The sequence below is a fragment of the Bacteroides sp. ET71 genome (assembly GCF_023336905.1).
Classification (GTDB): Bacteria; Bacteroidota; Bacteroidia; order Bacteroidales; family Bacteroidaceae; genus Bacteroides.
This window is the reverse complement of the sequence record NZ_JAMBLS010000014.1, coordinates 1-26061: the sequence shown is the minus strand read 5'-3', so window position 1 is coordinate 26061 and position 26061 is coordinate 1. Positions and strand designations below refer to the sequence as shown.

The 26061-nt window shown below is 41.8% G+C and carries 24 protein-coding genes and 1 pseudogene; 21 read left to right on the top strand and 4 right to left on the bottom strand.

Features of this window, described 5'->3' with window-relative positions; all coding sequences use genetic code 11:
• The first annotated feature begins 66 nt into the window (after positions 1 to 66).
• The 15 genes from M3090_RS08990 to M3090_RS08920 all read left to right on the top strand — a co-directional run bounded on the left by M3090_RS08990 (position 67) and on the right by M3090_RS08920 (position 14552).
• Positions 67 to 336 carry a hypothetical protein gene (locus tag M3090_RS08990; RefSeq protein ID WP_249055386.1) on the top strand — a complete coding sequence of 90 codons (270 nt, stop codon included), beginning with the start codon at positions 67 to 69 and terminating at the stop codon, positions 334 to 336.
• An 89-nt stretch (positions 337 to 425) separates the two neighbouring features.
• Positions 426 to 1319 carry an AAA family ATPase gene (locus M3090_RS08985; protein ID WP_249055384.1) on the top strand — a complete coding sequence of 298 codons (894 nt, stop codon included), beginning with the start codon at positions 426 to 428 and terminating at the stop codon, positions 1317 to 1319.
• Positions 1282 to 2325, top strand: a complete 1044-nt coding sequence (locus M3090_RS08980) for a DUF3871 family protein (RefSeq protein ID WP_249055382.1) — start codon at positions 1282 to 1284, stop codon at positions 2323 to 2325. Before M3090_RS08985 ends, M3090_RS08980 begins: the two co-directional genes overlap by 38 nt.
• Positions 2326 to 3295: 970 nt before the next feature.
• Positions 3296 to 4123, top strand: a complete 828-nt coding sequence (locus M3090_RS08975) for a WG repeat-containing protein (protein ID WP_249055379.1) — start codon at positions 3296 to 3298, stop codon at positions 4121 to 4123.
• 83 nt (positions 4124 to 4206) lie between these two features.
• Complete coding sequence (locus M3090_RS08970) at positions 4207 to 5028, top strand: WG repeat-containing protein (RefSeq protein WP_249055375.1); 822 nt, start codon at positions 4207 to 4209, stop codon at positions 5026 to 5028.
• A gap of 28 nt (positions 5029 to 5056) precedes the next feature.
• Positions 5057 to 5476, top strand: a complete 420-nt coding sequence (locus M3090_RS08965; protein WP_249055373.1) for a hypothetical protein — start codon at positions 5057 to 5059, stop codon at positions 5474 to 5476.
• 1011 nt (positions 5477 to 6487) lie between these two features.
• Entirely contained in the window at positions 6488 to 7981 is a 1494-nt protein-coding gene (locus M3090_RS08960) for a tyrosine-type recombinase/integrase (RefSeq protein WP_249055370.1), read from the top strand.
• A gap of 12 nt (positions 7982 to 7993) precedes the next feature.
• Positions 7994 to 9238: a DUF6043 family protein gene (locus M3090_RS08955; protein WP_249055367.1), complete on the top strand. Its 1245-nt coding sequence runs from the start codon at positions 7994 to 7996 to the stop codon at positions 9236 to 9238.
• 179 nt (positions 9239 to 9417) lie between these two features.
• Positions 9418 to 9738, top strand: coding sequence for a DUF3853 family protein (locus M3090_RS08950; protein WP_018712127.1), 321 nt, complete (start codon positions 9418 to 9420; stop codon positions 9736 to 9738).
• Position 9739: 1 nt separating this feature from the next.
• Positions 9740 to 11125: a virulence-associated E family protein gene (locus tag M3090_RS08945; protein ID WP_249055365.1), complete on the top strand. Its 1386-nt coding sequence runs from the start codon at positions 9740 to 9742 to the stop codon at positions 11123 to 11125.
• Between the two features lie 135 nt (positions 11126 to 11260).
• Entirely contained in the window at positions 11261 to 11608 is a 348-nt protein-coding gene (locus M3090_RS08940; RefSeq protein ID WP_249055363.1) for a hypothetical protein, read from the top strand.
• A gap of 50 nt (positions 11609 to 11658) precedes the next feature.
• Entirely contained in the window at positions 11659 to 12186 is a 528-nt protein-coding gene (locus tag M3090_RS08935; RefSeq protein WP_022383670.1) for a hypothetical protein, read from the top strand.
• A 173-nt stretch (positions 12187 to 12359) separates the two neighbouring features.
• Positions 12360 to 12758, top strand: coding sequence for a plasmid mobilization protein (locus M3090_RS08930; protein WP_022383669.1), 399 nt, complete (start codon positions 12360 to 12362; stop codon positions 12756 to 12758).
• Between the two features lie 15 nt (positions 12759 to 12773).
• On the top strand, positions 12774 to 13985 hold the full coding sequence (locus tag M3090_RS08925; RefSeq protein ID WP_249055361.1) for a relaxase/mobilization nuclease domain-containing protein: 1212 nt from the start codon (positions 12774 to 12776) through the stop codon (positions 13983 to 13985).
• Positions 13986 to 14009: 24 nt separating this feature from the next.
• Complete coding sequence (locus M3090_RS08920) at positions 14010 to 14552, top strand: hypothetical protein (RefSeq protein ID WP_249055359.1); 543 nt, start codon at positions 14010 to 14012, stop codon at positions 14550 to 14552.
• A gap of 163 nt (positions 14553 to 14715) precedes the next feature.
• Here M3090_RS08920 and M3090_RS08915 read toward each other — a convergent pair whose 3' ends face one another.
• From M3090_RS08915 to M3090_RS08900, 4 genes are all read right to left on the bottom strand, one after another.
• Positions 14716 to 15309 (bottom strand): metallophosphatase domain-containing protein, encoded by a 594-nt coding sequence (locus M3090_RS08915; protein ID WP_249055468.1) that lies wholly within the window; start codon positions 15307 to 15309, stop codon positions 14716 to 14718.
• 19 nt (positions 15310 to 15328) lie between these two features.
• Complete coding sequence (locus M3090_RS08910) at positions 15329 to 17764, bottom strand: DUF262 domain-containing protein (protein WP_249055357.1); 2436 nt, start codon at positions 17762 to 17764, stop codon at positions 15329 to 15331.
• Between the two features lie 113 nt (positions 17765 to 17877).
• Positions 17878 to 18426, bottom strand: coding sequence for a 3'-5' exonuclease (locus M3090_RS08905; protein ID WP_249055355.1), 549 nt, complete (start codon positions 18424 to 18426; stop codon positions 17878 to 17880).
• Entirely contained in the window at positions 18414 to 19379 is a 966-nt protein-coding gene (locus tag M3090_RS08900) for a helix-turn-helix transcriptional regulator (RefSeq protein WP_249055353.1), read from the bottom strand. Before M3090_RS08900 ends, M3090_RS08905 begins: the two co-directional genes overlap by 13 nt.
• A gap of 175 nt (positions 19380 to 19554) precedes the next feature.
• On the opposite strand from M3090_RS08900, the gene M3090_RS08895 reads away from it, so the two are divergent.
• The 6 genes and pseudogenes from M3090_RS08895 to M3090_RS08870 all read left to right on the top strand — a co-directional run.
• Complete coding sequence (locus M3090_RS08895; RefSeq protein ID WP_249055351.1) at positions 19555 to 20073, top strand: hypothetical protein; 519 nt, start codon at positions 19555 to 19557, stop codon at positions 20071 to 20073.
• 6 nt (positions 20074 to 20079) lie between these two features.
• Positions 20080 to 21345 carry an RtcB family protein gene (locus M3090_RS08890; protein WP_249055349.1) on the top strand — a complete coding sequence of 422 codons (1266 nt, stop codon included), beginning with the start codon at positions 20080 to 20082 and terminating at the stop codon, positions 21343 to 21345.
• A 1-nt stretch (position 21346) separates the two neighbouring features.
• Complete coding sequence (locus tag M3090_RS08885; RefSeq protein ID WP_249055347.1) at positions 21347 to 22093, top strand: hypothetical protein; 747 nt, start codon at positions 21347 to 21349, stop codon at positions 22091 to 22093.
• 75 nt (positions 22094 to 22168) lie between these two features.
• Entirely contained in the window at positions 22169 to 23029 is an 861-nt protein-coding gene (locus M3090_RS08880; protein ID WP_249055345.1) for a hypothetical protein, read from the top strand.
• A gap of 101 nt (positions 23030 to 23130) precedes the next feature.
• Positions 23131 to 25395 carry a tetratricopeptide repeat protein gene (locus M3090_RS08875; protein WP_249055342.1) on the top strand — a complete coding sequence of 755 codons (2265 nt, stop codon included), beginning with the start codon at positions 23131 to 23133 and terminating at the stop codon, positions 25393 to 25395.
• 351 nt (positions 25396 to 25746) lie between these two features.
• Positions 25747 to 26061: pseudogene (locus M3090_RS08870) on the top strand (hypothetical protein); the annotation flags it as partial.

The following is a 26061-nucleotide window of genomic DNA, read 5'->3' as shown; positions in this document are numbered from 1 at the left end:
CTTTTCCCTCCCTCCCCTTACTTTAGAGTGGGATATTCCCCTCCGCAACAACTAAATATTACAGATATGGAAAAGCTGAAATTTCTGGAGACTATGACTGTAGAAGAATTCAAGTCCAAAATGAGTGTGAACAAGATTGAAGTGAAGCAGAATCCCCACACAGGTAAATGCTTCTTTGTGTATGGCTTTGAGACAGGGGCAGTAAGTGAGAAATTCATCCATGGTGAAATCACTAATCCTGTTATCTCACAAGTATGTTCGCCTGATACAGGTGATATGTTCTACATGCTTCATCAGAAAGGGGATAATGGGGCACCTACACTGGCTACTCTCTAAGGCAGTCAGTAAGAATCAGAAAAGTGGCAGGCTGAGGCTTGCCACTTTTTTTGTTTATCAGCGAGTTTAACTTAATAAATGGTATAGTTATGATGAATTTAAGAAAATCATCCAAGAAGCAGGCTAAAATCAAATTAGCCTTGCAAGGCTGTGCAGGAAGTGGAAAGACCTACTCAGCCTTATTGCTGGCTTATGGACTTTGCAGTGACTGGACTAAAATTGCAGTCATTGATTCTGAAAATGGGAGTGCAGACCTCTATGCACATTTGGGGGATTATAATGTGTTGCCTCTTCTGGAGAACTTTACTCCTGAAACCTACATGGAAGCCATTGGTATCTGTGAAAATGCAGGCATGGAGGTAATTATCATTGATTCCATTTCCCAATGCTGGGATAATTTGTTGGAATACCATGCCAACCTGCAAGGAAACTCATTCACCAATTGGCAGAAGATTACTCCAAGGATGAATGCCTTCATGCAGAAGATATTGCAAAGTGAAAGACATATCATCTGCACCATGAGATGCAAGCAGGATTATGTCCTCAATGAGAAGAATGGTAAAATGGTGCCTGAGAAAGTAGGATTGAAAGCTGTTATGAGGGATGGAATAGACTATGAATTTACCATAGTTTTTGACATCAATATGAAGCATCAGTGTGTGGTGTCTAAGGACAGAACAAACCTTTTCATTAATAAACCTGACTTCATGATTACCCCAACTACAGGACAAATTATCCTTGATTGGTGTAATGATGGAGTAACTGTTGAGATGATAAGAAGCAAGATAAACAACAGTAAATCCATTGAAGAACTGACTTCCATCTATCATCAATATCCAGAATGGTATCAGCAGCTTACCTCAGATTTCATGCAGAAGAAAGCCTTTCTTCAAGAGCAAAAGACAAATAATCAATCTATTAATTATTCACCTAATTTCGTAAGATATGGAAGCAATGCAACTACAGCCTGTGCACAGAATTAACAGGCAAATCATGCCAATCCCCCAACCTCAATATGAGGAAGTGGAAATCTTGGAACCTGAAATCACAGGCTCCAGAGGAAGTGATGTAAAACTGCCTTTTATTGAAGCCAATACAAAAGAGGTCACTATTGAACATTTGAAGAATGACTGTGTAGTTCCTGTATTCAGTAAAGACAATGAGATAACCATCAGCCATCCTGTTTTTATAGAATCAGTCTGGGAAGCTGCCAACAGGGTATTTCCCCATGAAACTATAGAAGAACCAGCCATAAGGGTAAGCCATGTAATCAAGGGAAGAACCCCAGAAGCCATCCACAAGCCAGTAAAAGATTTGTTGGAAACTGACAAAACCATCTATTATGAAAGGATGATGTTCTGTTTTGAGATACCCACCATCCATGAGGATATTGCAGGTAACAGGCTAAACCTCACTATTGGTGGTGTAAGGGCATACAACCATGAGAACCTCTACAGCAAGAAAGGCATGGAGAAATTCAAACTTTTCATAGGCTTCAAGAACATGGTATGCTGCAATATGTGTATCAGTACTGATGGCTACAAGTCAGAACTAAAGGTGATGAATATACATGGTTTGTTCAATGCTGCCATGCAGCTTTTTCAAGACTACAATGCAGCCAAACACCTTTACTATATGGGTGCTTTCAAAGACAGCTATATGACAGAACATCAGTTTGCACAATTTCTTGGGAAAAGCAGGCTGTATCAATATTTGCCTGTGGAACAGAAGAAAAGGCTTCCCCAGATGCTTATGACAGATACCCAGATAGGTCTTGTAGCCAAGTCATTCTACAATGATGGCAATTTCTCAGTAATAGAGCGTGGAAATGAAATCAGCATGTGGAATGTGTATAACCTGCTTACAGGAGCCAATAAGAGCAGCTACATTGATAACTTCTTAGACAGGGCTTATAATGCCACACAACTTGCTGAGGGGCTGAATAAAGCCCTCTATGGAGAAAATGAGTATACCTGGTTTATCAGTTAGCATGGCTGTCTCCTTAGGAAGTAGGAAAATAGTGGCATAGTCTTTCTTATCCATTATGGTAGGAAATTTTGCAGTGTCGAAAAAACTGGTTCTATTCCTTAGAAGAAAGAAAACAAAAAATCGACATTAGCGCACTAAGTCACATATTATATAATTGAAATATACAGACTATGCAGCAGAATGAGTTTGTATTCACTTCTTTTATTTTATTATAGAAAAGTGAATACGCCTGTTGTTTACTAGTGGCTATTGTGGTCAGGAAGTGAATAATCTGGAAAGGTATTCTTTACCACCTTACTAAAATATTTCCTTCTGGAGCATAATAGCTATGTAAATATTGACTATGTCGAACAATTTATCATTTGAAGAAATGGACATATTATTGAATATTGCAGGAGGAATAGTCATGTTTGTCATAAGCCTCTATGTTATGGCGCAGATATTGGACTGGTAACAGTTCCATATTTGTAGTTTAGTGTTGTTTAGCCCCGACTTATTATAGGTTGGGGCTTTTACTGCATTGCATTTATGAAAGTCTTGGCATGATTATTTGCATTTGTCCGCATGAGAAACAAGGAATAAAAGTACTTTTGTATGTCATTAAGGCATAGCCCATACCTATGGTATCTGATGTGTTGAAGTTGAACTGAAAAATTAGTGTTCAGATGATTGTTACTTGCCGAAAAGTAGTAACTTTGTAGCATGAACAATTAAATGAATGGCTAATGAAATAAAAGTTTAACCAAGACATATTAGAAAAAGAAGTGTTTGCTTCTTGCTTGATGAGTTCTGAAAAATCGCCAATTTGTAAGAATATATCCATCAATAGCAGGTAAGTGAATGCTCATACCATAAGGTGTGGGCTTTCCTTGTTTGTATGGATATAGGTGTTTGGCGATACCTTCAGAATGACATTCAAGGTTAAGCCTGCACCTTTCTTTTTGTGGTATGGCTACAAAAGGAATATCAGATGGACAGGGACTATATCATTTTTCAGGAAAATGGTTTGTTTGGAGCAAAGAATCGAAGTGGAGAGGTTATCATTGTTCCCCAATATACAGAAATGCAACCTTTCAGTTGTGGTTTATCCTTGGTCAGAAATGACCAATATCAATATGCTTATGTTAATACAAACAATAAACAGGTGGTTCCTTTTGGAGAATATTCTTGGTGTGACCCCCAATTCGTTTGTGGTTATGCACGTGTATTGGATAATCATTGGGGCATCATTGATACATTAGGAAATATCGTTGTTCCATTGAAATATGATAAGATTTGGACTATAAAAGAAGAATATATTTTCTCAATTAAAGCATTTATAGGTGATGAAATACAGATATTGAATCTTCACCAATTAGCCAATAAAACCATTTTTGATGGCCTGAAATACTTAAAGATATGCTCAATAGAAGAATTTAAGAATTTGGTGAATTGCGAAAAATTATTTGTCAGAACAGTGCCTAATACTAATCAGTTGTATTTTACTTATGGCTGTAATATCGGGTTAGCTGCAGCTATTGGAATTCCTAAAGAACCAGTAATTGCTATTGTTACGAATAGCAGTGGCAAGATATTCCCTTTATGGATGGAAAAAGGAGACATCGGAAAATCAACATTACCAATTGCTACAGTAACACTTAAAAAGAAAGGATATTCCAGAACAGATAATGCTGATAACTGGAGTGACCCTTATGGAGATGAACAAGCTTATTATGGGGGATGGAGTAGAGAGGATGTTGAAAGTGGATTGGCAGATGCTTATGAAGGTGATTTGGATGCAAGATGGAATACTGATTAATTCATAAAATGGTTTTACCGTGAGTATAAATGTGCTTATAATTGGAATAGAACATTTCTTTTTTCTAGTTTTTGGATAGCTTTATGAAAAGATTCAATCAAACTCCAGACCTTTCAATAACAATTCATTCAGGTGGTGAACTTAAGGGCAGAATCAGTGAATCTTGGTACATAGAAGGGCGTATTAGTTACCTAAATAAAACAGGAATAGGACTTTTTACAACAAAAGAAATCTTGGAAAAGATTCCCTCATATTTGTATCCTGTTGTACAGGATGGTAAGATAGGCTTTATCAATAGTTTTGCAGACGTAGTTATTCCTCTGCAATACGATGAGTTTATTGGAGAGTTTTCTTCATCTGACTCTTTGATTACGGTATGTAAAGAAGGTAAATGGGGAATACTAAATGCCAATGGTATTGAAATGTTGATGGGAGAGTATCAAAGTATATCACTTATTGACACGCAATATGCAATAGTAATGAATTCAGAACGGCAGAAAGGTATTATTGAAATTATGACAAAGAAAACAACAGTACCTTTTGGAGAGTATAATGACCTCAGCTATTACGGCAGCCTTTTGAGAGCCTCTAGCAAACAATTTAAGGGGTTGATTACTCCTACTGGCAAACGGATTACTCCTATTCAATATAAGTGGATTGGCGATGTTGAGTATGGGTTAATTAGAGTTATCATAGAAGAAAAAATAGGTGAAGAGGTCATTCAAAAATGGGGAATGATAGATACCCAAGGGCGTGAAATACTTCCTGCTATCTATGATAATATATCACGCATTAAATATGGTAGTACAACAATTTATGCTAATAAAGACCATAGGTGCATAAAATTTGATATAGAGAATTTGACCAAAAAATTTGGTATCTATAATAACAGTGAATCCAAGTAAAAATAACATTAGAAAAAGATTGATTCATATGGAATTTCCTTTAAGCTGGGGGTTAAGCAAAACTGGTTTGCCCCTTTTCATTGTAACTTGCAAAGATGATGGTGGCAATGTGAGAAACTTATGTTTCATGATTGATACAGGTGCCACAGAAAACATTTTGTTCAACTTTGTGTATGGCTTGTTCAAAAACAGTTTCAGACATATAGATGACCAAGGCTCTGTAATGTCCATTGATGGGGCTACATATGAAGCTCCACTTGTTCAAGCCACATTTAACTTCGAGAATGAAACTTTTACTGGCAGTTTCTTGATTTTGAGTGTCTCTGATGCCATAAAAAGTATAGAGAATGAATCTGGAATACAAATACATGGTGTGATTGGTACTCGCTTTTTAGTAGAAAATGAATGGATTATAGATTTTGAAAAGTGCAAAATAACATCCAAATGAAATGGTGCCTACAGGTATTGGTATATCTATATGGATTCTGATGATATTGGGATTCTATTTTTCATATAGAAATGAAAGAAAAGCTGCTGCGATTTGTATAATCCTTGTATTTCTGCTGGGCGTAATATTTGCAAAAGACCCATAGTTATTAGTCAATTCGATGATGAGTACAATACATAACTATTTAACAATAGAGTGATTTATGAAACAGAAGCAAGAAACTTTAGCACTAATAAGTGCATTTATTGGCATAGTATAAGTACAAGCCAATGTTGGTCAATAGTTGTTCTATTGGCTTTTCAAGAGAGTATTAACCGACTGACATACAGTAGTTTCAAGCAAATGTTCTGATAGCCTCATAATCTGGAGGTCCCAGGTTCAAGCCCTGGCTGGTCCACGTTAAGAATCAGGCACTTACGAGAAATCGCAAGTGCTTTTTTCTTTGTCTGCGTAAACAATGCGTAAACAAACGGTTTGAGTTGGCTCGGTTTACCCATAGAATTTCTATGAAATCCCATGCCATTCTATAACATAATTCATTAAGATATTCTGTTAATATGACTCTACTTGGCGGTTAAATAAGCTCAAATATATTCCATTTATACCTTGATTTATAGAATAATATCGTACTTTTGTATCGCGTAATGCATTTGTGGCAAGCCATGACCTTGGTGGTGCTCTTTCTTGAAAAAGAAAAGTGAGTTTGCCTAACCGCCGTGGGAGGGTTATCCCATTCCGATGAATCAATGCGTAGAGGGAGTGCCAGTCGGAGGGTTCTCTATGACAAACGAAACGCGAGAGTTGCTTCAGGGGTTGAGACCGATTAGCATAAGCCCGGTTACCAGTCAGCGACAGAAGACAACGAGATTGCACCGCTGCATATAACAACGATGTTTTTATCCGCCTAAAGGATAGGGACTCTGTGGTTATATGCAGTGTTTTGTATATGTATGCCTCACATTGCAAAGCGTCTGTATTCAGAGGTTATGTTGAACATAAACAATGAATGCAATGGAAAAACTGACAAAGTCCCTGTCGCTTTTCAAGGAACGGAACTGTTCTGTTTCTGTCGTGTTGGATTCACGTACTCGCAGGAAAAACGCGTGCGAGTTTCCATTATCTCTCCGTTTCACGATAGACCGCAAATTCTTTTATCTTATTGTCGGAAGTTCTTTCACTGAAAGAAAGTTCTCAGACATCTGTAATGCGACTAAATGCAAGAGCGAGAATTACAAACTTCAAAAAGAGTGGAAAGATAGCTTTGCCCCCAAATACAAAGAAATTCTGATGAACCTGAATAAAGGTGGCATTCTGACATTTGAAATGGTACGCCAATGTATCATGGGTGAGGGAGTGATGCCATTCAAAGAAGATACGACCAAGGTACAAACCTTTGTTGGTGTATGGGAACAAATCATCCATGAATTACGGACAGACGATGGTGGCGCACGTTTTACCACAGCAGAGAGCTACGAATGCGCACTCAAATCATTCAGAAAAATTCTCGGAAGCAATATGATTAGAGGATTCTGCATCAGTGCTGCAGAAATTCAGAAGTGGAAAGACGGAATGCATGATGGAGTAAAAGACGAGAATGGGGCGATAGTCGGGAAAATCAGCGATACTACCGCCGGGATTTATCTCCGTTGTTGCCGTGCTGTATGGAACAGGTGTATACATGAAGGCTATCTCAAAGATGTTCCTTATCCTTTTTCTAACAAGAAGGAGAAAGGGCTTGTGAGCATACCCAAGAGTGCAAAGCGCAAACAGAGCTTTCTGAATGTCTGCCAGATGACGGAGCTATATAACCTTTTTGTCTCAAAGAAATATCCCGAACATTGGTCGGAAGAATATACCAAACGTGCCCACTACTCATTGGGATTGTTTCTTGCCCAGTACCTGTGCAATGGCTTCAACATGGCAGATGCAGGGCGATTGACTTATGACAGTTATTATTATCAGACAGATGGCAAGGCTTTTCGTTTCAACCGAAAGAAAACTTCCCGAAGAAGCGCTGACGGTTCTGAAGTTATCGTTCCCATTATCCCCCCTTTACAATATGTGTTAGATGAAGTGGCGGCACCTCCGACTCGGGGTGGGCTTGTTTTTCCTCATATATTAAAAGGGGCAGAAACGGAAGAGTTGCGCCGCAAATATACCATGCAGGAAAACTCAAACGTAAAAGATCGTATTATTAGGATATGCCATGAAGCTCTAAATTGGGATAAGTCCATCTGTCCGTCCGGGACTTGGTGCCGACACTCATTTGCCACCAACCTGCATAATGCCGGAGTAGACATGGATTATATTTCTGAAAGCATGGGGCACGCATCCTCTGATCATGCTATCACTCAAATCTACATCGAGCATTATCCTCTCGACATTCAGATGCAGAACAATTCAAAGCTGCTAAACCTGGGTAATACTTCTGAAAGGGATGCTCTGTTGGCAAAGTTGGCAAGCATGTCCACAGAAGAATTGCTCAAACTGTTCAGACAACCTTAATACCATAAGACAATGAAAAATTTCATAGAAAGGATAAAATCCTATTCCAAGAGAAAGGACACTGCAGATATGGCTATCCGTGCATGGAAATCAGTCAATGAAGAATCGTATGCCGATTTCTGTAAACGCATGGATGCTATAGGCAAAGGGTACTTATCTATTCTAATGGATATATACCGGATGATGCGGGAGTGTACACCGCCAGAAGCCTTGTTACTATATAACTGGCTTTCTGATTTCATAAACGGTAAAGATGTACAGCATATAGCCAATCAGCAATGGGCTGGCAAGTATACAGATATTATTGCCCAATGTATCACCAACAAACGGTTATGGATAGGTATCAATGTAAAAACGGGTACGGTAGAGCTGCTCACATCCCCAAAGTCAGAATTATTGATGGTTCATTCCGGAACACCTATTGAAATTTGGAACCGCTTACCGCAGGAAACGAGATCCTATTTGATAGAGCAATTGGATGTACTTATGAAAAACAGCAAAGGTTGTTATCTGTTGAGTAAACTGGAAAGAAAAATGGTCTATCAGTTCCTGGCCTATATCTCTCAAATTGTTTTCCTCTCCCATGCGGTGTTTATTGGTGGATTTATGGCTAACCTCTATGACCGTGTGATGGAAAAGAAAGAAGACTTGGCTTATTGCGTGTACTATTTCGTGGTATTTGACCACGGTCTTTCACGTATGGCTAAGTTACTTGACCATCTGCTGAACAGTGAAGAGGTTGACCATGGTGATATGCTTTTGGTAAAGTCATGCATTACCATGCTTGTCAATGGAAGTATAGAGATGGGCACAGAAACCAAAGCGGATTGGGAAGATACTGTAGAGAAGTGTAACCCTGAAATATGGAAGGAAGTTATATTTGCCTTGCGAAAAGTCAAAGGTAGACGTGGGAACAAAAAGGTTATGCAATCATTGGATGATATCCTCATTGGGGACAAGGAACGCATCAAGCAAGGAATCTGTTTATTCCTTGAAGAGAATACCGAGGACATAAGCCTTGCCTATCTGTTGAAATCATTGGCGAAAGCGGGCAGAATAAAAGCGTCTACAAAGTACATGGCATTCCATCGTGCCATAGAACAGTTCTCTCAACGGCATTACGGACACGATATACCACAGAAGCGATATGGCGAAATCAAGGATATGGTTTTAGACTTGCCTCAAAGAGGGAACAGCTTCGTCAAGGCAAAACGAATAATAGACCGATGGACGGACTTTTTCATCAATAACGGGTAGTTGGGAAATCTAGCTATTCGTTTTTTTACTGCAAACATCTGTTGTCATTCGGTCGGTAAAATTAAGCTATAAATAAACCGACCAATACGCAGAGTTTCATAAACTACTTTTGCTTGTGAAATCGGTTTCACAGAGTTGAGCCGAAACTTAAAGTATCTAATAACTAAACAAGTAAAGGTATGGAAGAAAGATTCAATTTTAACCAATTACTTCAAAAACCTATCGCCATGATGACTGGCGAGGAGCTTTGCTTTCTCATTACAAAAAGTGTAGAATCCGCCGAGAAGCCCACATCTCCAATGGCCTCCAAAGGCAACTATTATGGTATAGAGGGTATTGCCCGTGTGTTCGGATGCAGCGTACCCACGGCAAACCGCATTAAGAAGAGCGGTATCATAGATAAGGCTATTACGCAGATAGGACGAAAAATCATTGTGGACGCAGACCTTGCATTGTCTTTAGCAAAGGAATCAGGTGGTATCCATATTAAGGAACAATAATATGGACGATAATTGGAAAAAAGATTTGGTAACAGACAGCTATGGAAATCCAGCCCGTTCCATCAGCAACCTCCGACTTATTTTCACTTTGGATGAGAATCTTAGTCAGATAAGATATGATACCTTTTGTCAGGACGATGTATGTTTCAGCCCTTTGTTTCGCAATGTCAATGGCAACAAGATTGATGAAGAATCGGCAGGAAAGATACAAGACTATTTGGAAAGGACATACAGATTACATCTGACACAGAATAAGGTATTTGAAATGCTAAAAACGACCTCTTCAGAACGGAGTTTTAACCCTGTACAGGATTTCATCACCCAAGAGACATGGGACGGACAGCCTCGTATAGCCACAACCCTCATTGATTATTTGGGAGCGGAGGACATGCCGCTTATCAGGGAACAGACAAAACTATGGTTCGTGGCGGCTGTTGCCCGGGTTTTTACCCCTGGTTGCAAGTTTGACAACGTACTGACTTTGCCTGGTCCGCAAGGTATCGGGAAAAGCACCTTTTTCAAAACCATCAGTGGAAAGTGGTTCAACGATTCATTCTCTTTTGCCAGTGGTGACAAGGAAAAGGTAGAAACCATAACCAATGGCTGGATTATTGAAATCAGTGAACTGAATGGTTTGAAACGGGCGAATGATGCAGAGGCAGCCAAAGCTTTCCTGAGCCGTTGCAGCGACTATATGCGCCCGGCATACGGACATAAGGTTGTGGAGTTTATGCGGCACAATGTCTTTGCGGCTACTACCAATGAGACAAACTTCCTGCAAGGGGATAACGGAAACCGCCGCTGGTGGATAATTCCGGTAAAAGGTAATGGCCATGTTTCAGAATGGCTGGATGCGCTACAACGTGTTGTTCCTCAGCTTTGGGCAGAAGCATACGCCTATTATCGGCAAGGAATGAAACTTTATTTGACACCCGATATGGAAATTCAAGCCAATGAAGTGCAGGTACAACATTCCAACATCCTTGTTGACCCCATCATAGAAGATCTGGAAATGTATTTGGAGCGTGAGATTCCCGTCCAATATGCAAGTTGGACCATTCCGATCCGACAGGCTTATCAAAAGGGAGCATACTCAGAACCAAACTCAACAATGACCACACTCAACATGGTTTGTGCCCGGCAGATTATAGAGGAAATGCCTAATGACTTGGTCAGACGCAATCCTGCCAAATACACATCACAATATATCAATCGCCTGATGTCCATGATTCCTAATTGGAAACGGAGTGATCAGGAAAAAGTCAAAGGGTTGCATCCTGCCTATTGTGACAAGACCGGACGAGCAAAGCATCCGTGGGTGAGAGTGGACGCACCAAACGAAGAAGTCTGTACTTCATTACCAAGTGAACAGGAGCTACCATTTTAAATCTCAAACTAAGGGAAAAAAAGAATATCTGTCCCTTTGTCCCTCTTTTCCCCCTAAAAAAGGATGAAAACCAAAGACAGATAAAAGAGAAAGTTATAAGAAACACCTGGGACATGGGACAAAATAATTGAAAACATGAGAAAGGAAGAACTTATCAAACAACTGCAAGAGCATGAACCGTTACTGGCAAACGCGGTCTGCCACATGGTGGAGTATATTCAAGGCCGTTACCCTGCGGCATATCCAAGCAAAGCACAGACCGAAGCTGTGAACGATTATCTGCGGAGCGTCTATGCAGATGGGGACGGCAGCATGTCAGAGAGGAACCGCGAACATCGACGTATCGCTTCGCAGAACATCACTATTACCGCCATCCGTGTATTGGATAGTCGCCAACTTGCCAGGCTGCAAGACGTACTTGACCATATTGCGTACGACAGGGAGTATTATATGCCGGAGAGAGGATGTGGAATACACCGCTGACTTTCTCTTTTGGCTGCACCATTTATAAAATATCTTCAAACAGACAGATGATGAAAACAGACTTGAATTATTGTATAGTGCTTTCGGCGGAGCAGCTTATGTATCTGGCAGGGAGCAAATACGGCATTGACCGCATGAAGATTCTACACCAACTGATTGAAGCAGCCGTATTAAAAGAAACCGAGTACACCATAAAAGGTTTCTCCACAACCTTGCAAGTGGGGCAAGCTGTTCTTTCAGAAGTGGATTTGGCCAACAAGTTGGGCTATGACAAAAAGACCATATCCCGTGTGCTTGACAAGATGAACCAGTTGGAAATTGTCGCATCTACACAGAGTAATCGGACAAGCATCCATACGCTGAAATGTATATCGGCATGGATGCAGAACGGAAACCGCATAGACAATCCTTTCTATGTCCGACTGAAAGACCGGCAAGATGATAAGGAGAGTATGTCTGCTATATCAGATGAAGGCAAACAGCCTTCTCCCTCTTCTTTCCCTTCTGTTTCAGTTTCCCCACAGACTGCGGCAACGGAAGATTTCGGAAGAGATATTCCGGTTGATAACCAGATATAGCTGTACCAGAAAGTTGGTGTGTCCGAAGCTGTTGTATGCAGTATTGCAAGAAGTTCCTATGTCGCACAAATTCGCTTCGCTTATTCGTACTACATAGGCATATTCCGGCAGTCGCAAGCTCCCACCGTGCTGACCCTTTTTGAATTGATGTTTTACCCATAGCATAACAGAGTATGAAGAAGAAAAAGAATACCGACAAAGAAATTGATGAAGAAAACGAGAAAAAAGTCACAAGACGCACCCTGCGGCTTGAAGCCAGGGTGACAGAACAGGAATATGCTCAAGCGGCAGAACTTGCCAAAACCTGCGGCTTATCCATGAGCGAGTATGTGCGGCGTACCGCCTTGGGGCAACATCCACGGCAACGGTTGTCTGACCATGAAGTGGAAGCCCTGTGTAGTCTGACGGATGCAAGGGGTGACCTTATTCGCATCGCGGCAGCCGTGAAATCCATCCAAGCGGACAAACGGGCTATGTATTTCAGCGATACCCGATTTGTGGAACAATGGATGAGGGCCGCTACTCAGCTTATCAATCGTTGGAGCCAGATAGAAAATTACCTTACTGAATAAATTCCCTCACCTATTATGATAGCAAAAGCCTCCACCATATCGCATGGCGCAAATGCCATAAGATATTCCGTCAACAAGGAGAAAGCGGATATAGTCAAAGCCAACTTCTTGCCCGATGATATTTCGCCGGAAGCAATGTATGGACGGATGATGCTCGTACAGAAAAAGTTTGCTGAGAATATCAACAAAGGCAGGCCTCTTAGTAGAAATGTGATAAGAATTGAGATTTCCCCATCCGAAGAAGAAAGTCGGGATTGGACGATGGATGATTGGGAACGTTTATCAAACGAGTTCATCCGCGTGTTTGATTCCATTGACCTCTCTGGCAAAACCAAACGGGCTTCTTCAAAGCAGGTCAACCTCAAAGGCTCGCAATACATAGTCGCCCTGCATCGTGATTCCAAAAGTGGCATTCTCCACTTGCACATTGACGCTAACCGTGTGGACATGAACGGTAAAGTCAATGATAGCCATAAGATTGGTGAGAGGGCTGTCATGGCTGCGAATATCATCAACGAGAGACGAGGCTGGGTACAATCTGAAGAAATAGGCATACGTCATAGACAAGAAATCTCAGACAGTTGCATGGAGATACTCCGCACGATGGATGAATTCAGTTGGCAGAGGTATGAAATGGAACTGGTGAAACGGGGCTATAAAGTGCACCTGCAAGAAAAAGACGGTGGCGGAATTTATGGCTATTCTATCAAGCGTGGCAACTCCATTTACAAGTCATCCATGTTGGGTATCGGGCGAAACCTGACTCCATCAAAGATTGAAGCTACTTGGGCAAAACTACATCCGCAGGAAAGGAAATCCGATCCGGCAAAGCCTGTTCCCCAACAAACATGGATAGTAGACACGACTCCTGTTATACAACCTTCGACTGCTTCGCAGCCTGTTATGAAGCATTACGATATAGCGACAGACGAATATCACAGTTTCCATATCGAGGTATCCGAAGCCGCTGATACTATCATTCGGCAGAATTGTTCTTTGGAGGAAGCACATCCGTTGGCTAAGATTGAAGAAATACAGCACACGGCCCTTTTGCTCTTTGCTGGGTATTTGGATGCTGCCACAAGTATGGCGGCGTCAAGTGGCGGTGGTAGTTCTGACACAAGTAGCTGGGGACGGGATAAAGATGAGGATGATCTTGAATGGGCACGCCGCTGTGCAAGAATGGCAAACAGCATGTGCAAGCGCAGGAAAGGACTTCACAGATAAATTAACAATCAAAAGGCAAGAATCATGGGAATTGGCAAATCAAAAATTACTCCATCAATAGACGTTGATGATATGTTGAAAAAGGTTGAAAGCAATCATGAATTAGAGGCTGAAAAGCAGGATGCAGACAAGCGGCTCACAGAAATCCGTGAAGCAAAAGAGGCATTGTTGAAAATCCATCAAGACCTTCAAGACGCTATTAAAGCAGAGCGTGATGCTGCAATGATATTGAAAACTGCTATTGATAGTTTCGGCAATATCATTAACGGTATTTGCAATGCGATTGTAAAAGCAGAGCAAAACACACAGTTCAAGGCAACTATAAAGTCTGAACATCTTGCCCAGCTTCAACAACTCTTAAACCAAGCCATTGAGACATGGAAAACCCTATTGGAAAATCATCGTTCCGAACAGACGAAAATGTTAACGGAACATGAATCCAATATGCGCAAAATCCTTAGGCGAAATGAAGGCGTTTGGTTCTCTGACTTCTGGATGAAAGTTTTGGTGATATTTTTGTTCGTTTATACGATGGCATTAGGGTTGATTGTATATTGTGTCGCGTGAAGTGTCATGTGCGATGCCATCCAATATGGACGGTTTTCTGCCTCTAACATGCTCCAGTCTTTACCAACAACTTGTTAGCAAATTAAAAAGCAAAGTTCGGAAAAGCGACTGAACTTCGCCGCCATTTCCTTAAATACCCCTTTCTGAATAATCAATACTTTCATTAGATTTCAATCAGGTTCGGAAGGTTGAAGTTCGTGTAATCTCCATTCATGATCGCGCCATTTGAGAAAATAGTTAAAACATCTTTCTTTATACCATGCTGTTTATGGATATGGCCAAACAGATGCAAACGAGGCTTTATTTCTTCCACCCTCGCCAGAAGTTCTGTCGAACCATAGTTTATCTCATCGTCAAAATCAAGAATGCCATAGGGCGGACAATGGGTAATTAATACATCTGTGTCGGCAGGTATGGCGGCATAGTTACGGCTCTGACGTTCAGAGATACAATCTTCCATAAACATGGGAACGCCATAAAAATTAACGCCATCAATTGTTACGCCGGAATTGCATAGGTAATACACATTCTTATCCAACCCGTCTATCTTGGCTCCATATAGGCAGGCATCGTGATTGCCACAGATGAAAATCTTGTGCGGGTAAGGGAGATCGCAAAACCAATTCATGAAATCAATGGCTTCTTGTTCGCTTCCGTTCATGGTGAAATCACCTGAATGCACAAGGATGTCAGCACCGGGCAGCTCTATGAGCCGCCGATGCTGACTGTGGGTATCGGAGAGGTGAAGGATGGACATCATTATTCAAATTGAATACTTATTGCAACTTAGTAGATGCAAATTTTGCTAATTCTCTTAGTTCATTGATTATTACATTATTATCAGTATCTATACTGATTACTTTACAGATATGCCACCACGAATTATCCTTATACAGATCGTACGTTTCGTATCCTTTCAACTGTAGCAACTGCATATTTGTTACTTCTCCGATGCGTTCGGCTGTTTTGGGCAACCGTCTCAGTCCTATCTCTATTTGGTTAACAATGCTTCCATCTTGTTGATTTAGTACCATCGTAAAAGCCGCATAATATTTGTTTTCGGTGATGCAACCACACGACATCCACTCCCAAGTCCAGTCATCAATATTTTCTTGCGGATACTCCATAATATTATTGTAAAGGAAGTATATACCGGCTGTAAAACCCTCATTTACCAATATGTCGCAGATATCCGTCATTCTCTCCTTACGATCCTTTATTCCTCCTTCTTCGGTGAAAGTAATTTCTCCTACCCTAAAATCTACCGGTTTAAGCAGAGTATATACTTCATTGTAAATCTTGCACATACGAGTGAAGGTCTTTTCTGCGAAGCGCTTTGCTTGCTCTACTTTACCATTTAACATTCCATTAAACAGTTCGCCGAATCTGGTTATTTCCTCATCTGCCAGCAGATTTGCAGAATTATGCTCATACTCATCCCAGTTTGCCTCATTACTTTTTGCTCTATTCACCCAAAATGGAATGGCAGCCATGTTTCCATTGTTATCTTTCCAAGCTTCGCAATAATCGGTGTATGCCTGTCTTTTACTCCATTGCTTATGTATCCAATCTTGGGGTATGATATGGTCGAAATCCCACGGTCTGTTTTTGTCTTCCCATAAATCTTGCCGTGCCGGGTCGTAATTAGGGAATCTCTTACACATATATTCCCGTTGCGCGTAGAGTAACATTTCTCTGTTATACGATACGGTATCCCACAGCAGCCACCACGGCATACTGCTACGTCCATTTTCATTAGGTCGCCAGTTTTTATCTCCCTCAATTGTAAACAAGCCCTTGAATGCTTCTGGCGATAACAAAGGGGTGATGGTTCCTTTCACACATGACACCAACAACACTTGCTTTATAATGGTTCCCCATTCGTTTAGCGGATTGTTTGCTACAGCCTGGTATATACTATTTGCCACACCAAACTTATCGCCTACCATCCAATGAAGATAGTAAGCCGTTGCCCGAAATAGCGCCTCTTCCTTTAACGTCGGATCTATCTGTCCCTCTTCTTTCCACTTGGCAAATGCCATCAGCAACAAGTAAACTACGGACGACTCACGGGCAATTGTGGTTCTTAATACTTTAGGTATCTTATCACAATCTGTCAACCATTGATCTACTAAAGAAAGTATGCGGCTCATTACAGATTTATTTCCATCAGTAAGGTACAGATTGTTTATCGCATTACGTACGCCATCATTACCAGCCAACTTTCTGATTTTCGTCACATCCGGTGTTCGTTCAAGTCCTTTGTTTGTATCGGAAAGCACAAGTTGGAAAGCCAATGATATCAGCGTATGTGGAGGCATGTAGAGTGCTGCCAACCTATCGTTCTCTTTCGTCAGTTCCGGCCAATAAGCTTTTACCGCTGAATACATCAACTCGCGTTCGGTGATACGGGTACCACCGGTGCCGATACGGTTGAAAAGTATCTCTATGTCCGAGAGTGTTCCATTTCCACTTTTATTCTCACTTTCTTTGTTGATAGTTTCTTGGTCTATACGAATGGTCGGGACTTTAAAGGACGACAATCTTTTGAAAACATCATGGTATTTGGCTATCAAACAAGCATTAATTTCGTCCACATTTTTCAGTTTAAACATTCGGGATACTTTATTCTCTCCTATTTTATCCATAATGTATTCCGCAAAACCATATTTGTCCTCACTATATTCCTCTCCTGCAGCTACCATCCAACACAGAGGGATGGGCACCCCTGATTCTATAGGATAAGTTTCAGTCAGGCTGATTATGCCTTTGTATTCGTCGTCTGTGTTTACTCCAAACTCCTCAAGTGCAGCTCTCTTTTGTGCCGTCTTAAGCGGATTACATTTATCGTCAGCCTCATAGCCCCAGGGATGTGCCTTCGTGGTGACACGTATGAAATATTTCCTAGTAGTATTGCCTTCCTTCCAAACGCTTTCAGGTTTTAAGTCAATCCATAAGATACAACCATCGTTCGATGTGCTATATCCTGATGCTATGGCGTTCCAACGCTGTTGACCGTCTATCAGGTCGTACATTTCATCTTTGTATGAAAGCATGAAAGCGCCAATAGGGAATTGGCGCAGAATGGAGTCCCATAGTAATTCTACCTGATTTGGTTTCCATACCAACCCTCGTTGTATAGCAGGTATTCTCACTTTCGAATTATCTTTTACCCATTCTGATATTTCTTTCAAAGTCCATTCCGTTTTCATATAAATATGTTTAATCGGTCAAATCGTGTATTTAGCATAAAAAACATGACATACATAGTTCCTATTTTATCGGGATTACAGCACTTACATTGTTTACCGAAAATGTGCTACATTTACAGCTTCCCACCACAATATCCCATTTCTTCCAATTCGCACCCTGCATCCTCCAACTCCGTCAGAAACAACCTCGCACACATCTCCGCATCATCTCCAGCCCGATGGTGTTGCCCATAAGGTATCTTGAACTGGTCACAGAGATAGTCCAGACTGTTGCAACCGAAGTTGTAAAGTCTGCGTGCGGCACGGAGGGAACAATAATAAGTGATGTCAGGCTTCTCCATACCATAGAGTTCTAACGAATGACGGATGCAACCTATGTCAAAAGCGGCATTGTGGGCCACAAGCACTGGTATGTCTTTAAGGTATCCGCAGATTTCCGCCCACACTTCCGGGAATTCCGGTGAATTGACGGTATCATTCGGTCGGATACCGTGTATCTGCATGTTCCAATAACTGTAGCTGTTCCCTTGCGGACGGACAAGCCACGAACGGGTTTCTGCGATCTCTCCGTCACGCACCACGCAGATGCCCGCCTCACAGATGGAAGCACGTTTGCCCGTAGCTGTCTCAAAATCGATGGCTATGAAATTTATTCCTTGCATGGTTTATCCTCCTCTTTCCAAGTGTAATAGTCCAACATGTTTTTTGCAAAATTGCGCATTTCGTTGCGCACGGATTCCGGCTCCAGCACTTCTACTTGGTCGCCTTGGGCAAGAACCAACTGATAGAAGTCAAAAGTCGGCTTCAGATGGTATTCAAAGAGTGTGGACTCATCATCACCCTCTATCTCCCGTTGCGATTCGTGTAGAGGTAAAGTACGTAGATAGTCGGCAAAACCACCATAAGCCAAAAGCACGATACGTTGGATGGGGGCGTCTGAAGTGATTACTCCACAGCATCCTTCAAAATAGTGATTAATATCAAATTCCTTTTTCATCTTGAATGTCTTGCCCGTGTCCTGAATGTCTGAAATACGGTCGAGAGCATACACTCGGTAGACATCAGCAGGCTTAATGCCTTTCTCTTTGTTTCGCTCCGAATAGTACGGGCTACGTGCCACCACGTACCAACGACGCTTCGCAACTTTCAGGCAGTATGGTTCAATCTCAAACGTGCTGGGTTCCGGCTTGCCAAAACCTTGGTGCGTAATGCTTAATACTCGATTACGCCGCATGGCATCCGCAATGCAGGTCAGCCAAGTCTGTCCTGAAGGGATTTCTTCAAAAATAATTCGCTCTTCCAACTTATTGTCTGCCTTTATCTGATTCAATGTGGCGTATGAACTGATGAGCCAACTGCGCAGATTGTTTCCTTCGATGCGTTCCGGCTCATCAATATAATAACGGTATCCATCCTTCCGGTCACATTCTATATATACATCGAATATGTCTTTGATAGCCTTCTTGTGGTTATGAAAAGTCTTCAAAGGCAATTCCTCGCCATAACTCAGTCCGCTTTCCTGCCAAAGTTCGTTGATTTCCTCAAACGTCAAACGCTTATGTCTTCGCAGAATGTCCATCAGCCAGACATATCGTCCCAAAAGATTTGCTGCCATGCTACTATCATTTTATGGTTATGCCACAAAGTTACGTATTCTCCTGTGCCAAATCGTAGCCCAATCTTAATTTTTTCTCTTTTCCTGCATTTCTTTTATGTTATGCCGCGTTTTGGCATTTAAGACTCTTTACTTTGCAGCAGAATAGATGTTAAACCTTTTAATGACAAGTAGTATGGCAACAAAGAACTGGAACAACGATTTTATGGCTAAGGTATTGGAAGAAGCCGCATGGAAAGAACTGTCAAGCGAGTTTGCGTGGAATGAGCCACTGCTGGAAAAGTACAAGGACAAAGTGGCGTGGAAAGAGATTTCCGGCAACAGAAACATCCTTTGGACTGCATCCATGATTGAGAAGTTTAAGAACAAAGTGGACTGGGAGGAACTTTCCAGTTCGGACAATGAGCATCTGTTTACGGCGGAGAATCTGGATAAATACAAGGAATATTGGAATTGGCGTGAATTATCAAGAAACTCCGACATCGAACTTACTTCCGCACTCTTGGAACAGTTTGCCGAGTATTGGGATTGGAACGAAATCATAGACTGCTATCACCGGGACGAATTGTATAGCATGGAGTTTCTGGAGAAATACCAGGATTATATTCCAGCATCCGCTTTGCAACGTTCACGCCTGTGGGACAAATTGGTTGAAGACGAGAAGAAACAACTGAAGATACGTATCCTTTCATAAAACAAAATGAAAACCGTAGAAGGCTATAACGTAAAAATCTACACGGACAATATCGAGGACAGTGCCAGCGAACAAATCAAGGAGTTGCTGTCCATCGATGTGTTCAGCAAGTGTAAAATCCGCATCATGCCTGATGTTCATGCAGGGGCAGGCTGTGTCATTGGCTTTACAGGTGACTTGGGAGACAAGGTTATCCCCAATATCGTAGGTGTTGACATAGGTTGCGGCATTCTTGTGCAGCCGTTCGTCTGCGTGAATGAGATAGATTATCATGCTCTCAACGAGTTTATCCTTCACCACATCCCGTCAGGACGCAATTACCGGGACAACCGATATGCGCCGCTCCCGCAAAATTATATGGGTGTATATCGAGAAGCCAAGGACATCATCAAACAGTTACGCTGCTATCGCGAGCTGAAGGAAACTAAACGCTTGAACGCCTCCATCGGTTCACTGGGCGGAGGGAACCATTTCATCGAACTGGATAAGGATGAATGCGGCATGACCTATCTTGTCGTTCACACCGGAAGCCGCAACTTTGGGAAACAGGTGGCGCAGATCTATCAGAAGCTGGCCGTGAAATGCCAGTCGGGATGGGCGGAACTGATGGAAGAACAAAACCGCATGATTGCCGAATACAAAGCGGCGGGGCGTAAGGACGAGTTGCAGGATGCCATTCGCCAACTGCATAATTCGTTCAAGATGCGCAAACCCGCGATACCGCCCGACTTGTCCTATCTGGAAGGCACTTATCGGGAAGATTACCTGCATGACATGCGCCTCTGCCAGCATTGGGCCAAGATGAATCGCAGTCTGATTGCCAATCTTATCATGGATTACTTCATCTCCCAAGGCTATGTCGAATTGAAACAAAATGAACTGGCATTTGAGAGCGTGCATAACTACATCGGCGACGACAACATCATCCGTAAGGGGGCGATTGCCGCTTATGAGGGGGAAAAGTGCATCATCCCGCTAAACATGCGAGACGGATCGCTTATTTGCATCGGTAAAGGTAATGCGGGGTGGAACTGTTCCGCCCCACACGGTGCCGGACGCATCATGAGCCGGAGCCAGGCCTTCAAGAGTATATCCATGGATGACTACCGGGCTTCCATGCAGGGCATATACAGCGAAAGCCTGTCGGAAGAGACCAAAGATGAGTCGCCCATGGTGTACAAGCCGAAGGATGAAATCATCGGAAACATCCGCGAAACGGTGAGCATTGTGAATGTGATAAAGCCTGTGTATAACTTTAAAGCTGCAGAATGATATGGATAACCCCAAAGAACTGACAGGACTGGATCCTGGCAATTATGACTATCCGCTGGCCGACGTTTCCCATCTTTCTGAAAAAGAGAAAAAGGACTTGCTAAGACGAGGAATGCGCATACCGAAGGAACTGCATTCCGACGAGGAGTTTGAACAATGGGTAACACTATTTGCTGAATGGAACACGTACAGCTACAGCAACGGGCATAAGCCTACGGAAGAAGGAGAAAGAAGCTTCGAAAAAATGCTTACCGCAAGTTATGAACGTGGATTGTGGTATCACCGCAAGTGTTTCAACGAGTGGAAGAAAGAACACCTGCAACCTCTCATTGACGAATTGGTGGAACACGCTGCTCATGACCCGCAATATGACTGGCAATATCTGTATGCCTTGGAGTATGCCAAACTACGTTGCATGAGGGCTTATTTCTCACATTCCCTGATAGCGGACGAGAACGGCAACTTCGGCTTCAATCGTTGGATAGACACTTGTATCAGTCTATTGAAATATATCAAGGATGATGATTTGCACATCTCCCGACAGCAAATTGATCGGATGAATATCAGAAATGTAGGGGATATAGTTTCTTCCGCCCTAGTGGACGCTTATGAAGAAGCGCCTACACCAAGTGATGAAAAAGACGGTCTTCCCGACAAGCTCTATTATGGCAAGAAAATATATGTCCGCAAAATGGAGCGGCTGTATTACCGGATACGTCTTTACAAGATGAGGGAGTGGTGGGAGTAACAATAAAACAGAGTAATATTGGTAAACTAACAACTAAAAGGTATATTTGTAGGAACTTTATAAAACTTATTGAGTATGGAAACACTATCAGAACAATTAACCGAACTCTACAAACGTAAGTGGGGCGGCTTAATAGAACAATTGAAAACCAACGGATTGAGAGACCAACTGCAATGCCCCTTCTTGATTTCTGCATTACGAATAGCTGACATTGAAAAAAAGCGTGAAGAAAATAAATTGGATGTAGAAGAAAATCCTGAAAATGAAGCTTGGTATACTGACGCAGACATTAGAATAATGTTTTTCGGTCAGGAACCTTATATGTGGGAGAAATGGGATGAGGACATGAAAACTCCAGATGTGGGTGACCTGATGTATACATATGAAAAATTCTTGGATGATAATTATGTAACGCACAAGAACGGTGGATACTTTGACCAAGACAAGCTAAGAAGCCGGTTATTTAAATTCTCCATAAATGGAATTCTTTCATGTCTAATGGAAGAGATGGGAAAATCTTATCCAGGTAAAACCATCTCAATGATTTGGAACAATATCTCCAAAATGTCAGCCATTACAAAGTCGGGCGGTGGACCAGTCGATGCTTCAGTACATGAGATTGAACATGAATATTTTCATGTCATTCCTAAAGAAATCGAGATTCTTAAACCAAACATTCTAATCTTCTTCACAGGACCAGGTGAGAATACGTATTATAGATATATTCAGGAAAACTTTACCATGGATGGCGAACCGTTACCGTTAGCCTCCCTATCTGTACACGATGTGACCAAATTGCCAATCAAGGAAGTGGAGTTGGCTTACAAAACCCACCATCCCAACTCTACAATATCAGATAAAGCCCATTGGGATAATTATCATGCCATCCTTGCCGACATCAAAGAAAACATCGACCAATTATTGAAAAAAGAATAACTTGTGAACCACTTTGGCGCAACCAGACCTCATCTTTGCATCATGACAGATGGAAAGATGAGGTCTTATTTTTCTCAATGTGCAACTAAAATCAGAAAAATATGGAAAAGAGAAACAATGTGGTAAGCAAATGCCTGCAAAAGCAATTGAACGAACTAGTAAGCAATAGGCAATACGACGAGGCCATAAGATTATTGGAGCCCGTCGCCCGTAAGGGAAATGCGGATGCGCAATATAAGATGGGAAAACTGTTTTACAAAAAAATGACTTATACAGGAGCGCGTTTTGTGTTGGAAGACGTTGCCTACTGGATGAACAAGGAAAAACAACAAGCGGTGTGCCCGGAAGATTACCCTGATGCCAATCAAATGATTTATTGGTACGAGGAAGCTGCTAAGCAAGGACACTTAAAGGCAATAGTGGAACTTGCCGGGTGGTATATTCCGTTTTCTTGCGATTCTTCCCAAGTAGGGAGAATCATCAATCAATCGCCATCTTTCGCCCTGAAAAGCGACTTGGAACGGGCGTTGTCTTTGTACATGCAGGCATTGGATGCCGGGGATGATAGCTTTTTGACGCTGCAAGCAAGTAATCTGCTCCATTCGCGCCATGTGCCTAAAGAAATAAAAGATAAAATCGTGGGTATATTTTATGATTGGGCAGAGAAAGGAAGCTGGCATGCAGCTGATTCGATTTTCAGAATAATAGAAACCAAATTGCGCTTTCCTGAACATAAACCCTATTATGACATAGAGATAGACGAATATGAATTGTTGCATGCAGACTGGTTCCAGTTATTGTTAGACCACGAGGCGGAATGTGAGAAGGAAAAGAAGTATTCTGGGAAAGATGCTCTTCGTTTATTATCTGATCTGGCCAAGAACGGCAACTCAGAAGCACTGAATATGTTGACGGATATCGGAATGAAAACGAAAGGCTTGTCTGCTTGCTGGGCCGGAGACATCTATTATGAACGCAAGGAATACAAGAAGGCTTTGGAATGCTATTTGGCGGGAGACGCAGTATATAATCTCGGTGAAATGTACGAGCGAGGCGAAGGTACCACACCCGATATGGAAAAAGCGTTCCAATATTATGAAGAAGCGGAAGATCATTTCAACATGGGGCGAATGTATGAACAGGGTCTTGGCACAAAAAAAGATTTGTGGAAAGCATTGGATTGTTACCGCCACTACATAGATGGCCTACTTATCAACTCTTCCGAGTATGAAGAACGCAATGAAAAAATTCTCTACGCCCGTCGCTCGTTCCGTCGCTTAAAGAAAGTGCTTTATAAGCAAAAGGACGAGGTAATCATGACGGTTGTTGCAAATAAGAAAGATGCCATTTGTTCCTTTTCGTTCACCAGCTACAATGATTGTGCTTTTACGATAGATTGGGGCGATGGCTATGTAAAAAAGGTGAACAATGAAAAAGGTGGAGAAATCCACCTGACGCATTCTTATGAGAAAGCGGGGAAGTGGCATATTCATTTAAAGAGTAATGAAACACACACGCTTACTGCCTTGCATTATAACTGTGAAACCTGTGTACTTAAAGTATTGGATGTCACACAATGTCCGATACTCCTTGACCTATATTGCGTAAACCAAGGTTTGCGATATTTGAATGTCTCGAATAATCCGAGACTGGAACGTCTGGTTTGCCGGGGAAACAGATTGAGAACATTGAATATCTGGAAGAATTATCGTCTTACCCAATTAGACTGTTCCGATAATCCTGGATTACGTCATGTAGATTGGCATCCGCGATATGCTGCGCTGTCTATGGTTTGTATGAAGAACACCGCTTATACTGAACAGCTTGCTCCTCTTACCGAACTGTTAAAGCTTAATAAAGGCGGGATGTGCGATACAATCATGGAAACTCCGCTCCAGCTGATATGTCTTCCACTTACTTATTATATGCGTTGTATGACATGGAGCGGTGTAAAAGCCAAGATGAAAAAGGGAGGATATCCTATAAGTATAAATCATTCTTGGACGAAGTATAAAGCTGCGTTCGACGATATGCGATCACGGAATGATTTTCATTATGATGGCTCCAGTCGCATTGTTTGTGAAGGCGGCTATACCCATTGTGAATGTTTTCACGCAGAAAAGAAAGAATATGTACACCAAGATTTAGAAGATATGTTAATCAACTCCACTCCCTGGAGCGAAACTCTTGACATGCCCGTGCTGATGAGGGAGAAAGAAGGGTGGATGATGTTTCCTTTGGCTACATGGGCAGATGTGTTTTGTGCTTGTTTTTCAGAAATGACATACTCACATTGGAAAGAAACAGAAAAAATTATACGCTGCGAGCAGGAATTCTGGGAATGGCTTCGCGGACAACAAAAATAATAAGAACAACAAAAATAATAAGAACAACAAATACCACATATTATGGAGCAAAATACTTTTAAGTCCTTGTCATCCCGGTTAAGTTTCGATAACATTCTCCCAGCGTTTAAGGCCATATTCCAAAAACTAAGGCCGGATTTGTTTGAACAAATAGATTGGAACATTTATCGAGATATATACCAAGACCTGCGAACACACGAGGCTGACACGTCCCAATATTCTATCCTGATATTCGAACATTGGGAAGATGCCTCATATCCCGGTTCAAACTGTTGTGTAGGGTATGAGGAGGGAGACAATTACGATTACCGAGCAATAGGCGGATATCCTTTCTTGTCAGAGATTCTGGGTATGGAGATAACAATCAGCAATGGTATTACGCTCACTCTGCAAGAACTGGCGGCCGGTTTGCTCTGGGAAATCACATACGCCCAACGTAACGGTTTGGCTGATCTTGATAGAGAACATCTGACTTTCGGATATTTACTCTCACGCTTTAGTTTTGATGACATCTTACCAGATTTCAAACATTTATATCAAAAGAATGCACCGGACTCATTCCGTAATGCAGATTGGGAAGCATACCGAAAAGTGTACCAAAACCTTCAAAACCACGAAATATCGGAATCACGGTATATCATCTATTTAGCATCCCGTTGGGAGGGG